The sequence below is a fragment of the Sphaerochaeta sp. UBA5836 genome, from assembly GCF_002432845.1.
Lineage (GTDB): Bacteria > Spirochaetota > Spirochaetia > Sphaerochaetales > Sphaerochaetaceae > Sphaerochaeta.
The window spans coordinates 1-12,800 of the sequence record NZ_DJGW01000096.1 but is presented as its reverse complement, the minus strand read 5'-3'; the positions used below and the strand labels follow the sequence as shown (position 1 = coordinate 12,800).

Annotated in this window: 13 protein-coding genes; 4 read left to right on the top strand and 9 right to left on the bottom strand. The window is 51.5% G+C overall.

Going from position 1 to position 12,800, the window contains the following annotated elements; all coding sequences use genetic code 11:
- Position 1 precedes the first annotated feature (1 nt).
- Positions 2 to 769: a hypothetical protein gene (locus tag B3F49_RS08945; protein WP_293895032.1), complete on the top strand. Its 768-nt coding sequence runs from the start codon at positions 2 to 4 to the stop codon at positions 767 to 769.
- On the opposite strand, the gene B3F49_RS08940 is transcribed toward B3F49_RS08945, so the two are convergent.
- The 4 genes from B3F49_RS08940 to lgt form a co-directional block, all read right to left on the bottom strand.
- On the bottom strand, positions 770 to 1,624 hold the full coding sequence (locus B3F49_RS08940; protein WP_293895029.1) for an aldo/keto reductase: 855 nt from the start codon (positions 1,622 to 1,624) through the stop codon (positions 770 to 772).
- A 64-nt stretch (positions 1,625 to 1,688) separates the two neighbouring features.
- Entirely contained in the window at positions 1,689 to 3,335 is a 1,647-nt protein-coding gene (gpmI, locus tag B3F49_RS08935; protein WP_293895026.1) for a 2,3-bisphosphoglycerate-independent phosphoglycerate mutase, read from the bottom strand.
- Between the two features lie 28 nt (positions 3,336 to 3,363).
- The gene (locus B3F49_RS08930; protein WP_293910521.1) at positions 3,364 to 5,133 is read right to left on the bottom strand and encodes an aminopeptidase P family protein; all 1,770 of its coding nucleotides are present in this window, start codon (positions 5,131 to 5,133) and stop codon (positions 3,364 to 3,366) included.
- The gene (gene lgt, locus B3F49_RS08925; RefSeq protein ID WP_293910519.1) at positions 5,117 to 6,073 is read right to left on the bottom strand and encodes a prolipoprotein diacylglyceryl transferase; all 957 of its coding nucleotides are present in this window, start codon (positions 6,071 to 6,073) and stop codon (positions 5,117 to 5,119) included. Before lgt ends, B3F49_RS08930 begins: the two co-directional genes overlap by 17 nt.
- Positions 6,074 to 6,155: 82 nt before the next feature.
- Between lgt and B3F49_RS08920 the strand changes: the two genes are divergently transcribed.
- The 3 genes from B3F49_RS08920 (at position 6,156) to B3F49_RS08910 (ending at position 9,633) form a co-directional block, all read left to right on the top strand.
- Complete coding sequence (locus tag B3F49_RS08920) at positions 6,156 to 7,586, top strand: S41 family peptidase (RefSeq protein ID WP_293895017.1); 1,431 nt, start codon at positions 6,156 to 6,158, stop codon at positions 7,584 to 7,586.
- Complete coding sequence (locus B3F49_RS08915; RefSeq protein ID WP_293895014.1) at positions 7,583 to 8,374, top strand: RsmE family RNA methyltransferase; 792 nt, start codon at positions 7,583 to 7,585, stop codon at positions 8,372 to 8,374. Before B3F49_RS08920 ends, B3F49_RS08915 begins: the two co-directional genes overlap by 4 nt.
- Before the next feature lie 143 nt (positions 8,375 to 8,517).
- Entirely contained in the window at positions 8,518 to 9,633 is a 1,116-nt protein-coding gene (locus B3F49_RS08910) for a sigma-54-dependent transcriptional regulator (RefSeq protein WP_293895011.1), read from the top strand.
- On the opposite strand, the gene B3F49_RS08905 is transcribed toward B3F49_RS08910, so the two are convergent.
- From B3F49_RS08905 to B3F49_RS08885, 5 genes are all read right to left on the bottom strand, one after another.
- Positions 9,625 to 9,780: a hypothetical protein gene (locus B3F49_RS08905; RefSeq protein ID WP_293895008.1), complete on the bottom strand. Its 156-nt coding sequence runs from the start codon at positions 9,778 to 9,780 to the stop codon at positions 9,625 to 9,627. The two genes, B3F49_RS08910 and B3F49_RS08905, sit on opposite strands and share 9 nt — an antisense overlap.
- A 10-nt stretch (positions 9,781 to 9,790) precedes the next feature.
- Positions 9,791 to 11,821 (bottom strand): ferrous iron transport protein B, encoded by a 2,031-nt coding sequence (gene feoB / locus B3F49_RS08900; protein ID WP_293910517.1) that lies wholly within the window; start codon positions 11,819 to 11,821, stop codon positions 9,791 to 9,793.
- 53 nt (positions 11,822 to 11,874) lie between these two features.
- Entirely contained in the window at positions 11,875 to 12,099 is a 225-nt protein-coding gene (locus tag B3F49_RS08895; protein WP_293910515.1) for a FeoA family protein, read from the bottom strand.
- Between the two features lie 33 nt (positions 12,100 to 12,132).
- Positions 12,133 to 12,345 carry a FeoA family protein gene (locus tag B3F49_RS08890; protein ID WP_293894999.1) on the bottom strand — a complete coding sequence of 71 codons (213 nt, stop codon included), beginning with the start codon at positions 12,343 to 12,345 and terminating at the stop codon, positions 12,133 to 12,135.
- Between the two features lie 81 nt (positions 12,346 to 12,426).
- Positions 12,427 to 12,800 (bottom strand): GGDEF domain-containing protein (locus B3F49_RS08885; protein WP_293910513.1); only part of this gene is annotated, 374 nt, incomplete at its 5' end.

Here is a 12,800-nt window from a genome sequence, read left to right as displayed (position 1 = left end):
CATGGGAAAAAATCTTCGTTTTGTCCTTCTGGGGATTCAAGGACTCGTCACCCTCATTCTCACTGTTTGCATCGTTCACGGCATTATCAGTGCTGTACAGCTACAGACATGGGCCACAGCCCGTTCGCATCTGCTGCCCTCCCTGATTCATCTATGGGTGGCATTCACGGCAGCCTTGCTGCTTTGCTTTTTCTATCGTGCAAATATCGGAGCCGAAGCGAGGGTGCTTCCTCTCTTGTTCCTCATGATAAGCCTGGGCAATGTCAAAATTCTGCCGCTCTATCATTCGATCAGCCATATCTTCATTCTCAGCCCGTCGGCGATTTCTGTGCTCTACCATTTCTCCCTGCTCTTTTCATCATTCTTGTTTCTGGCCTCTGGGCTCTTTCAACAGACAATCAACCCTGCAAAACTCAGCCAGTACTCCTTCGTTGCAGCTGCAAGTGCACTGTTCCTGTCGATGACCGTACCGGTATCGGTCAACTCACCTTCGTTTCTTTTTGAGGCAAGTGTGACCAACTCCCTGTTTCTTGGTATTTGCATATTGATCAATGTACTTGCCGTTGCCACCTTCTTCATTGCCATGTTCGAAGAGCAGTTCAGCCGGCAGACGTTCGCACGATGCCTCTCATTCATCCTGATGATCATCGGCAATGCCATGATTACAATCAGCCAAAACACCTTATGCAATGTGTTCGGACTGGTTCTCTATGTAGCTGGAACCACCATTCTCATTCTGGTGACCAGGACCTATCACATCTGGACCTGATCACGTAAAAAGTGGTCGCATTCCCTCTTGTTTGACCAAGCTCAACATCTCTGCTTCTGTTGGTTGCACAATCGGCTTGTCGGCTGCCTTGAGCACGGCCGGCAGCAGAGTAATGTCACCTGCACTGTTGAGAAAAAGCTGCTGATTGGAAAGGACATAGTGTACGGCTTTCTCGATGGCTGCTTCGTCGCTGAGGGCGTCATACCATGTGGCAAACGTTTTCTCGTTGGGTTTGTACTCTCCGCGTGCAAGAGCTTTGATGGTCTGAACAGCAATATTGCGTTGTTTGCAGACGGATAAGAGCTTTGATACATCCTCCTTGTAGGCAGGATTCTGCAACATGGTGAAGTTATAAGGGAAAAGCACAGCGTCAAAGTCATAGACTTCAAGACTTTTCAAATGTGCCTTGGGAGCATCGACACCGTGTCCGGTGACTCCCAAAAAACGCACCAAGCCTTGCTCTTTTGCCTCAATGGCTGCCTCCAATGCACCGCCTTCCCCCATCGCAACCTCCCACTCCTCGGGGTCGACGAGGAAATGCAGCTGCCAGAGATCCAGGTAATCGGTCTTCAGACGATGCAGGGTTTGCTTGAGTTCCTCCAAAGCCTCCGCTTTGGTGCGCTTACCGGTTTTTGAAGCAAGAAAGAAGGACGAGCGCCTGCTTTTCATCCACGGACCGACATGCAGTTCAGAATCCCCGTAGCTTCTGGCGGTGTCGATGTGGTTGATCCCGTGGTCCAGAAGGAGACCAAGCGTCCTGTCAGCTTCCTGTTGTGTCACTTCGCTGAATGCAGCAGCGCCAAAAACAACCCTGCTGGAACGATGACCGGTCCTGCCAAACTCCTTGTATTCCATAAAAACCTCCTTGGAATGACGAACAGGGCCCGAAGGCCCTGTCAATCATATCATGAAACTATGCTTACCGCATGGTAATGATGCTCGGATCATACTCAGCGGGAGCTTCAAAGTCGAGAAGGTTCATGCAGGTTGCAGCAATGCTGCTGATCCCCAAGCCTGTTTTGAGCTCGGTTTCATACTCACCCTGGTAGTTGCTGTCACAGATGATGCAGGGAACAGGATTGAGCGAATGGCTGGTCTTGGCCTTTGGATCGCCATTCTCCTTGTACTGTACACTTCCATCCTTTCCATGTTCGAACATGTCGTCGGCATTGCCGTGGTCGGCGGTGATGACCATGACGCCACCGGCTTCCATGACGGCTTTGTGAATCCTGCCGATCTGCAGGTCAAGACCCTCCATGGAGCATACAACCGCTTGGAAGTTGCCCGTATGGCCTACCATGTCCCCGTTGGGGAAATTGAGTTTGATGAAGTCCCATGTTCCGCTCTCAACTTCCTTGATGACGCGGTCGGCGATCTCTGCACACTTCATCCACGGCCTTTCCTCGAAGGGAACGATGTCACTGGGAATCTCCACATACTCTTCAAGCTTGTCATCGAACTTACCGCTCTTGTTTCCATTGAAGAAGTAGGTGATGTGTCCGAACTTCTGCGTCTCACTGATTGAGAACTGCCGCACCTTGGAAGCACAAAGGTATTCAGCAATCGTCTTGTCGATGGCAGGAGGCGTGACCAAGAATTGTCTGGGAACATGCAGATCACCGTCGTATTCCATCATGCCGGCATACTCCACCTTCGGATGGCGTTTGCGGTCGAACTCAGTGAGCTGCTCGGCTTCAAAAGCCTTGGTGATCTCAAGGGCACGGTCGCCGCGGAAGTTGAAGAGAATGACGCTATCCCCATCCTCAATGGTTCCCACCGGCTTTCCGTCCTTGGCGATGACAAACGGGGGCAGGTCCTGATCGATGGCCTTGCTCTCCTTGCGAAGAGTCACGATGGCCTCATGGGCGCCTGCAAACATCCTGCCTTCACCCAACACATGGGTCTCCCAACCCTTGCGGACCATGTTCCAGTTTGCATTGTATCGGTCCATGGTGATAACCATGCGGCCACCGCCGCTGGCAATCCTTGCATCGAAGGAAGCATCGTTGAGGGAAGCGAGAAATTCCTCAAAGGGATCGAAGTACTCAAGTGCGCTGACCTCGCCGACATCACGGCCGTCGAGCAGGGCATGGACACGGACCTTTGCAATCCCTTCCTTCTTGGCCTGGACAATCATGGCCTTGAGGTTGTCGATGTGCGAGTGGACATTCCCGTCGCTGAGCAAGCCGATGAAGTGGAGCGTCGATGCATTGGTTTTTACATTGGCCACCAATTTCTTCCAGGTGGATCCTTCAAACATGGCCCCGGTTTCGATGGAATTGTTCACCAGTTTTGCGCCCTGGGAGAAAACCCGTCCACAGCCCATGGCATTGTGGCCGACTTCACTGTTTCCCATATCGTCATCGCTGGGAAGTCCGACGGCCAAGCCGTGCGCCTTCAGCTTGGTCCAGGGATTGGTTTTATACAGCTTGTTCAAGTTCCCAGTGAGAGCGGCTGCAACGGCATCGCCCTCCTTGTATTTTCCGAATCCTACTCCGTCCATGATCACCAGGACGACGGGACCTTTGCGGGAAATCTTTCCCATTTTTTTCAATGCATCAACCATTGGTATATTCTCCTTCTCGTATATCCGCTTACAGCCTTGCGGTGGCTCTCTGAAGGTATGGGAGAGCTGTACCGTCCACCAAATCCTTCAATTCTGCATAGACCCATTGGTGGTAGGCATCCACCATGGCAATTTCCGCCTCGGTAAGCAGATTCTTGTCTATCAATGTGCGTTCAAACGGACAGATGGTCAAGACTTCAAAGCTCAAGAACTGTCCAAATTCAGTTTTCACATCCTCTTTGATTGCAAGGATGTTCTCAAGGCGAATGCCGTGCCGGCCTTCCTTGTAGACACCCGGTTCATCGCTGACGATCATACCCTTCTTCAGCGGTACCGCCAGCGGTTTGGGACTGATTGAATGAGGCCCCTCATGGACACAGAGCCGGAACCCCAATCCATGGCCGGTGCCGTGGAAGTAACTCAAGCCCTGCTGCCAGAGGAACTGCCTTGCAAGCACGTCCAGCTGATACCCGCAGGTTCCCTCAGGGAAGCGCATGTTCGCAAGCGCAAGGTTGCCTTTGAGCACCAAGGTGTAGTCACGTTTCTGCTCCTCGGTGGGGATGCCGAAGAGAATGGTCCTGGTCACATCGGTAAGGCCGAAGGTGTACATTCCGCCGGTGTCGAGGACAAGCAGGCCGTTGCCCGCCACCTTCGCATTACTCTTCTCATCGGCACTATAGTGGCACATCGCCCCATGAGCGGCCCATCCGCTGATCGGGGAGAAGGACTCTCCGATGCAGTGTGCACTCCGCTTCCGCTGCCTCTTGAGCATATCGCTCAGCTCGATCTCCGTATACCTGCCGTTTTGGGTATCCAGGGAGGCAAGGAAATTCACCAAGGCAACACCGTCGAGCAGGTGGGCCTTTCTCATCCCTTCCAACTCGGTCTCGTTCTTGCAAGCCTTTAGGTCGGTTGTGATATCGAGCCCGCTTACGGTCTTGTTTGCTCGGAACGTTGCAAAAAGCAGAAGGTTGGTCTTATCGGGATTGTAATAGATGACATCATCGGCCTTGAACAGATTTGAAAGGGTGGAAACCACCGCTTCATAGTCAAGAATCTCAAAATCCGAGGAGACCAGGCTCTTGGTTTCTGCATCAAAACGATCTGGATTGGTGAACAACCAGGCTTGCTGCCTGCCGACTACCAAATAGGAGAGGAACACCGGATTATAGGAGATATCAGAACCTCTGAGATTGGTAATCCAGGCAATGTCGTCAAGAGAGGAGACAACGGTATAGTCACACCCTTTGCGGGCCATGGCCAGACGCACCATGGTAAGCTTCTGGATGGCACTGAATCCTGCAATGTCGTTGGGAACCGAGACTACCTTGTTTGAAGGAACAGCAGGTCTATCGAGCCAGATTGCATCCAGAAGGTCGGATCTGGGGACCACCTCCAGCTTTCCAGCAAAAGCAGCCTCCATGGAGGCCTTGGCGGAGACGGTAAGGGTTGCACTGTCGATGCCGACCCTGCTCCCTTCTGAAAGCTGTTCTTTGAGGTAGTCATAGGGGTCTGGATACGAAGGAGTGTCGACTTTCATCATGACAAACTCACTGCCCGCTATCTGCTGCTGGGCCTGAATGAAATACCGCGAATCGACCCACAAGAGAGCAGCGTCCTTGGTGATGACCACCGTACCGGCACTTCCGGTAAAGGAACTGATCCACTGTCGGGTCCTGTACCGTGTACAAACATATTCACTTTGATGGGGATCGGTTCCATTGATGATCCATGCATCAAGATCATGCTTTTCAAGAAGGGTGCGCAGTGCGGCGACCCGTTCATCTATGTGAGACATGCAAGGCTCCTTTTTTCCGCAAGACAAGTGCGAAGACGATTCCACTGATTATCATGGCAAGGCAGAAGAGCTGCCCCATGGAGAAGTTGAAGAAGGATTGGAACAAGGCAATATTGTCCGATTGTTTGCCCAATGCAAGAATATACCCAAGGTTCTCATCAGGGGCGCGGAAGTACTCGATGAAGAACCGAACCGTCCCATACCCGATCATATACCAAGCCAGCCCCATGCCGGCTTTCAGATTCTTCTTCCTGCGTATGACAAACCATAAAAAGAGAAAGAGCAGAATCCCTTCAAACAGCGCTTCGTACAACTGGCTGGGATGACGGGGCAGGTTTACCAGGCTTCCATCCTGATAAGCAATGCCAAGCGAATCGGCAAGATTTCGGACCCACTCATAGTTTGTTGAGAAACGGGGCGCATCGGGGAATATGACGGCCCAAGGTCTTGTTGAAACACGCCCGAAGAGTTCGCCGTTGATAAAGTTTCCCAACCGTCCGAAGGTATAACCCAAGGGAGCGGCATAGCTGACGGTATCAGCGATACGGAGGAAGGAGATCCGGTATTTGCGGCTGAACAACCAGCCGCCGAGAATGGCGCCCACCAAGCCGCCATGGTAGCTCATACCCGGCAAACCGACAAATCGGCCGTCTCTGAACGGCCAGAAAATCATCCAAGGATGAGTCCAGTAATAGGTGGTTCCATCATAGAACAAAACAGAAAAGAGCCTGGCTCCAACAACCAGACCAACAACACAATAGAGAACCAGATTCAGGCTTTGGTCTGCATCGAGGTCGATGTCTCCCCTTCGTGCCTGGAGACGAATCATCAGGTAGGCGATACTGAAGGCCACCACGTACATCAGACCATACCACCGTAGAGGCAGGCCGGGGATAATTTCCGGCGAAATCCAGCTGGGGAAGGAGATGAATTGTGTCATGGGGCAAGTGTAATGTGCTGTAAGAGTGTGGTCAATACTACAAAACCTAGCCGTTTCCTCTCTGATATTGTATATTTAGTATATGAGAAGAACCATTATACGCAGGCTTAGCCTTAGTTTCATAGTATTGCTGACTTTCCTGCCCCTGTTCGCAGGTGGTTCGATGGAGCAGATTCTTGCGGCTCCGCTTTCCACCCGCACAAGCATGGAAGCAGACCAAATTTCTATCGATATGGCCTCGCTGGAACGGCTGTACCGGTATGTCGATTCAATCTATATCGATGAGATTGACAAGCAGAAGATGTTCAACGATCTTGCTTCCGCCCTCATCGCATCCCTGGACGACCCCTACTCCTTTTATGTTCCGCCCTCCAAGGCAAAGGAGTACCAGGAAGAAACCAGCGGGGTATATGGCGGGATAGGAACGTATCTGAATAAACCCTCCCCGGATACTATCGACCCCTCCGATCCCTCCACGTATATGATCACCATCGTCTCACCGTTCCCCGGATCTCCGGCACAAAGGGCCGGGTTGATGGCAGGTGATTTGATCAGTCACATCGATGGGGAGAAGGTGGACGAGTTGACCAGCTACGAAGCGAGCATGAAGCTCAGGGGAGAGGTAAACACCCTGGTAACCATCACGGTCTACCGCAATGGGACCTCCTTTGATTTGACGCTCAGACGGGAAATGATCACCGCCCCTACAGTCGACAGCACAGTCATTGAGGGAAACATCGGGTACATCATTCTCTCTGAATTCACCCCTCAAACCGGTAATCAACTGCTCGAACACGTACAAAAGTTGATGAAGCAGGGCATCGTCGGCCTGATCATCGATGAGAGGAACAATTCAGGAGGGGCTGTGGACGGAGCCCTGCAGTCGGCGAACATCTTCCTTGAGGAGGGCAAGACGCTGGTAACCATCCAGGGCAAGAAAGGCACGATGCGCGATCAACGGTATATATCCACCGGAAACGCGGAAGTACCTGCAAACCTTCCCATCGTCATCCTTACCAATACCGGCTCTGCTTCCTCCGCCGAGATTTTTGCCGCCGCCATGAAGGACAACGGCAGGGCTACCCTCATCGGGACGAAGACGTTCGGCAAGGGTATCGTGCAGGATGTGTTCCGCTTCGGTTCGGGCTTCGCCCAGGTGACAACGGCACACTACTACACCCCCAACGGAGAGAACATCCACAAGCTGGGAATCGAGCCGGACATATTGGTCGAGGATGTGCAGCTTTCGGATGATGAGATTCCAGCCTTTGAGCAGTTGATGACCGACAAGGTGATCAGCAGTTATGTGCAGGAGAATCCAGAGCCGAGCGAAGAGAACATCCGCCGCTTTGCAAAGCTGTATGCTGAACGAGGAATCGACGAGGAAGTGCTGACGCTTCTGGTTCGCAACGAGTATCTGTCGAAGATGCCCTATGACAAGCGACCCATCGCCGATGCCACCTTCGACAAGCAGCTCAATCGCGCTGTTCAGTTCATCAGGACTGGACAATGAGGCAGTTGGTACTGCCTCGCTCCTATGAGGGTGCTCCGGTTCTTGAGCTGAAAGGCAAGGAGAGCCATTATCTGACCAAGGTATTGCGCCTGAAAAAAGGACAGCAAATCCTCGGGCGCGACACCGAAGGCCATATGATTCTACTCACCCTCACCGAGATTACGGCCAGCGGTTGCGTGCTTTCCTGCCGGCAGGTCGATTCGACCATGCAGGTTCAGACCACCGATACCCTGCCTTCCTATCAGGGGCCGTATCCCAACCTGGTGCTGCTTCAATGTCTCTGCAAAGGAAAGAAAGAGGAACAGATTTTTCGCCAGGCCACCGAAATCGGTGCTGCAACGCTTGCCTTGGTTTCAAGCAGGTACTGCGTCACCGATCTTTCAGACAAGAAAGAGAAAGCGGTACAAGCCCGTTTTGAGCGCCTTGACGCCCAGATCAAGGAGGCCCTGCAGCAAAGCGGGTCTCCCATTCCCACGCACCTTGTACCAGAGGTGCTTGAGCTGAAGGACGTCCCGACCTGGTGGGCTGATCGCGGCTTGGCCATGTTCTTCCACCAAAGCATGCGTTCAGAGAAGCAGGAAACGCTTACTTCCCTGCTCAAGGGCCATCCACTCCACGTACCTGTTTGCGTCCTTATTGGACCGGAGGGAGGTTTCAGCGATGAAGAGTGCTTGTTCCTGGAGCAATCGGGATTTCATCCCGTCTTGTTGAAAACCAATATTCTTCGAAGTGAAACAGCCGGCCTCTATGCCCTTTCCGCCATACAAGTCCTGCTCACGGAAGCATGAAATTAAACCGGTACACCTCTCGTAACAAGAGTAGAACCAAGTAACACTTACTTTCAGAATCTTTCGTGGGAATAATCGAAAAACACTCATACTTCTCAGATCTTCCAACCGAGATTTCCTATATCCATCTGTTAGGAGTTTCTATGTCTTTGTTCATCGTCTCCTCTGATTGGCGGTTCAAGGAAAAATTCAAGTCGCACTTTACAACCAGTTTTCTTCGTGAGTTTTCCATGGCTGAAAAAGCCCTTGCAGCCCTGCAGACGGAACAACCGGTACTCATAATCATCGACAACCGATTAGGCAAGGGCTCGTACCAATGGTTCCTGCAACTCTTGTCCGACAGACAAACAGAGGTTCCCATCCTTCTGTGTCTGGAAAAGGACCAGTCGGACCCGGTGCCGGCCACAAGCAATCTGAAATTGTTTTGTGTGAAGCGGGATGAGTTGAATTATCCGAAATTGTTTGAATACTTGGACACGCTGAAACAGCAAGAAGCAGTACAGGAAAAAGCCTCGTACCAACCAAGCGGGCTGATCGGGCAAAGCGATTGCATGCATTTGGTACGGGAACAGCTGAAGCGGTATGCCCATCAGGATTGTTCCGTCCATCTGTACGGAGAGACAGGAACAGGCAAGGAGATTGCCGCCAACTATCTGCATCATCTCAAATATCCCCATAGGAACATTGTCTCGGTGAACTGCTCGCTACTCAACAGCGCCTTGGGCAACTCCATGTTTTTCGGTCATGCCAAGGGTGCTTTTACCGACGGAAAGACGGAGCTTCCCGGTCTTGTGCACGAGGCCCATCAATCGACGTTGTTCCTTGATGAAGTGGAAAATCTCACCTTGCAATTCCAGGCACACCTCTTGCGCCTGTTGGAGACAGGCCAGTATCGAAGGTACGGAGAAACACAGCTGAGAATATCCAAGTTCCGACTCATCACGGCCTCCAATGAGAAGCTTTCCGCTCTCATCCACCGCAATGTGATGCGCAGGGATTTTTTATACCGTATTACCGATACCTGCATCCATATGCCTGCTCTTCGTGAACATAAGGAAGATATTCCCCAGCTTTGCTCCCACTATCTGAGTCTGAATGCACCTCAAAAAGAAGTATCGATGCAAAGCCTGAAACTCTTGCAGTCTTATCATTGGCCCGGCAATGTAAGACAGCTGTTCTCCACCCTCAGGCGGGGTGTCATAGCCAGTGGGGAACAAGAGGAAATAAGCATTACAGAGAAGGACATTGAATTAGTGTGAGCAATCTGCATTGCAGGAGGAGCAGCATCCACTGCACATGTGCAACATTTCCTTGCCCGCCTTGATTCTCCTTCTTCGACGGATGGCCTTGGCAAACAGGGTGAGAAGAAAAAATGCTGAACCGAATCCAATAACGTAGTTGATCATGCTTCACCTCCTAGAACAACGAACCGACCAGGTTGATCAACAGCGCCACGATATAGGCTGTCGCCATCTGGATTCCTACTGCAGAAGCAGTGCGCCTCCAACTCTTCAATTCCCGTTTCATTGCACCTACCGCTGCAAAACAGGGCATGCAAAGGAGATTGAAAGCCATGTAGGCAAGGGCTGCCTGCTTGGTTGGAATATCGGCATGGATGGTGCTCAAAGCATGCTCATCACCACCTTCCATCAACACCGCTTCGGTATAGATGTCAAAAGCCTCATCGGGTGAGTAAATCCCATCGGAAAACCCCAGTTCTGCCAATGCATCTGCATCCATCGATGCAAAGTATTGCTCAAGATACGCTTCACTTACGTCCTCGCTGTACAGCTGTGCCAGCGTAACAACCACCATCTCCTTGGCAATCCAGCCTGTGGCAATGCCTACTGTCGGTCTCCAGGCCCCGAAGCCGGTCGGCTTGAACACAGGAGCCACTGTTTTCCCCACGGAAGCCAGGAAGGAGTTATCCATTTCAGAGAGCACGGTTCCCCGTTCAAGACGATTCTGACCGGTGAAGGACTGCACATTGAAGTTCGAAAGCACCCAAATAAGAATCGTGGCTGCGAGAATAACGGTTCCCGCTTTCTGTACGAAGCCTTTCACCTTCTCATACCCATGGATCCACACCGAGCGAAGCTTGGGAAGACGATATTGGGGAAGTTCCATCAAGAAGTTGGAAACCTGGCCCCTGTAGGCAATGCGGTTGATGATAAGCGAGACGACAATCGAAACCGATAGGCTGAGCGCATACAAGAAGAACAGGACCAGGGTCTTGTTTCCTTCGGCAAAGAAGACGGAGACGAACATGATGAAGATCGGCAGCTTCGCTCCACAGGGCATGAACCCGCACAAGAGCGTGGTGATCCTGCGATCTTTTTCACTGTCCAAGGTTCTTGTTGCCATAATTGCAGGTACGGAGCAGCCGAATCCCATCAAGAGGGGGATGAAGGAGCGTCCGGAAAGCCCGAATCGTCTGAAAATCCTATCCATGACGAAGGCAACCCGCGCCATATAGCCGCTGTCCTCCAAGAAGCTCATCAGCAGGTAAAGCACCAAAATAAGGGGGAGAAATCCAAAAATCGCCCCGATTCCTTCCAACACGCCGTCGACTACCAGACTGTAGGCCCAATCCGAGGCCCCGGCGTTTTCGAGGAAGACGGAAACCACATCGGTCAAGCCACCCCACACCGTTTCCACCAAGGCTGCAAGGGCTATGCCGGGACTGGGCAGGCCGGGTATGAACAGGAAGTTCTCACTGAATGTCATGGCAAACAACATATACATGACCAAGGCAAAGACAGGGAGTGCAAAGAATCGATGAGTCAACACCTTGTCAAGCTTGTCGCTCACACTCTCGGACCGAACACCCTGGACACCCGTTTTTTTGACACAGGTTTCCATCAATGACTGGATGTAGGCATACCGACGGTCGGCAAGGGTATCCTCGTCGACCTTTCCTGCCAAGGAGTAGATTTCCAGGTGTTTGGGTTTGCGTTTCTGCTCTATTGTCCGATATACAGCTTCCATGAGCACGTCAAGGCCTTTGTTGTTTCTCGCTTCTATCGGAACAACAGCAACACCCAGCTCAGCCTCCAGGCGGGCGAAATCGATTACATCTCCTCGTGCCGCTACTTCATCCATCATGTTGACTGCAAGCACGGTGGGCACCTGGGTTTCCATGATCTGCAGGGCAAGATACAGATTCCTCTCAAGAGAAGTGCCATCCAATACATCGATAATGCAGGCAGATTTCTCTTCTACGATATACGTACGGGTGATGATTTCTTCAGCGCTGTAGGGGCTGAGTGAATAGGTTCCGGGAAGATCGAGAATGGTCAGATTCTTGTCCTTGCGGTACTGCCCCTCTTTCTTGTCGACGGTCACTCCGGGCCAGTTTCCTACGTGTTGTCTCGATCCGGTCAGGGCGTTGAATACGGTAGTCTTGCCGGAGTTCGGATTTCCGGCAAGGGCAATGGTAATGGGCATGGAAGACTCCTTCTATATGTTAGCTATTACTAACTTTTGGTAGAAAAAAAATATTAGCCTCTTTCAACTTCAATCAACGCAGCATCGCTTTTTCTCAAGCTCAACTGATATCCGCGCAATGTAAGCTCCAAGGGGTCTCCCAAGGGAGCAACCTTCACAAGCTTCACTTCGACTGAAGGGGTGATTCCCATGTCCAAAATGCGCTGCCGCAACATTCCTTGGGTCCCGATCTTCAGAACCCGTGCCTTCTCTCCAGGACGCAAATCTCCGAGTGTCATCTATCAAACCTCTCTTCGTTCTTTCGAACGGTATTATGCAACATTGATGCGGTGTGCCAAACCGCGGTTAAGGGCAAGGCGAACGCCTTTGATGGAGAGGACAAGGCCCTGATTGCTGTTGCCGATGATTTGCACGATTTGTCCTGCAACGAAGCCCATGTCCAGCAGATGCTGTTTCATCGTGTCGTCTCCCTGCAAGGAAAGTATTTTGCGTGTTTCTCCAGCTTGGGCAAAGGAAAGGGGCATATTGGATCCTCCATAGTTAGCTATTGCTAACATTCAGATATTTTATACCGTTCTCTTGTACTGTTTGTCAAGTCTTTTTTCTTACAATTCTACTTCGACTCGATTCCGGCCAAGCTGCTTGGCTCGGTACAAGGCGGAGTCCGCCCGCTTGAGAACCTGATCCTCCGAAGTATCGGAAGGAAGAAACGTGGATATCCCGGCGGAAATGGTAAACGTAATTGCTATTCCGTCATGCATGACGATACTTGCCCGGGTTGTTTCAAGCAATGTCTTTTTTACTTTTTCAAGCTCGTCCATGGGGTCAGCGGGACAGGCAATTAAAAATTCATCGCCTCCCCATCGGAAGAGGGCGTTCTCTGTACAGATAACCTGGGATATGGATTTTGAGAGCTGCACCAGACACCGGTCCCCGATATCATGGCCATAGGTGTCGTTGATCTGTTTGAAGTAATCAA

What these genes read in the sequence shown, in the direction of transcription:
- B3F49_RS08890 (WP_293894999.1), bottom strand. Translation starts at nt 12,345, where the DNA reads ATGCCCCTTTCCTTTGCCCAAGCTGGAGAAACACGCAAAATACTTTCC.
- B3F49_RS08915 (WP_293895014.1), top strand. Translation starts at nt 7,583, where the DNA reads ATGAGGCAGTTGGTACTGCCTCGCTCCTATGAGGGTGCTCCGGTTCTT.
- B3F49_RS08945 (WP_293895032.1), top strand. Translation starts at nt 2, where the DNA reads ATGGGAAAAAATCTTCGTTTTGTCCTTCTGGGGATTCAAGGACTCGTC.
- gpmI (WP_293895026.1), bottom strand. Translation starts at nt 3,335, where the DNA reads ATGGTTGATGCATTGAAAAAAATGGGAAAGATTTCCCGCAAAGGTCCC.
- B3F49_RS08920 (WP_293895017.1), top strand. Translation starts at nt 6,156, where the DNA reads ATGAGAAGAACCATTATACGCAGGCTTAGCCTTAGTTTCATAGTATTG.
- B3F49_RS08930 (WP_293910521.1), bottom strand. Translation starts at nt 5,133, where the DNA reads ATGTCTCACATAGATGAACGGGTCGCCGCACTGCGCACCCTTCTTGAA.
- lgt (WP_293910519.1), bottom strand. Translation starts at nt 6,073, where the DNA reads ATGACACAATTCATCTCCTTCCCCAGCTGGATTTCGCCGGAAATTATC.
- B3F49_RS08910 (WP_293895011.1), top strand. Translation starts at nt 8,518, where the DNA reads ATGTCTTTGTTCATCGTCTCCTCTGATTGGCGGTTCAAGGAAAAATTC.
- B3F49_RS08940 (WP_293895029.1), bottom strand. Translation starts at nt 1,624, where the DNA reads ATGGAATACAAGGAGTTTGGCAGGACCGGTCATCGTTCCAGCAGGGTT.
- B3F49_RS08895 (WP_293910515.1), bottom strand. Translation starts at nt 12,099, where the DNA reads ATGACACTCGGAGATTTGCGTCCTGGAGAGAAGGCACGGGTTCTGAAG.
- feoB (WP_293910517.1), bottom strand. Translation starts at nt 11,821, where the DNA reads ATGCCCATTACCATTGCCCTTGCCGGAAATCCGAACTCCGGCAAGACT.
- B3F49_RS08905 (WP_293895008.1), bottom strand. Translation starts at nt 9,780, where the DNA reads ATGATCAACTACGTTATTGGATTCGGTTCAGCATTTTTTCTTCTCACC.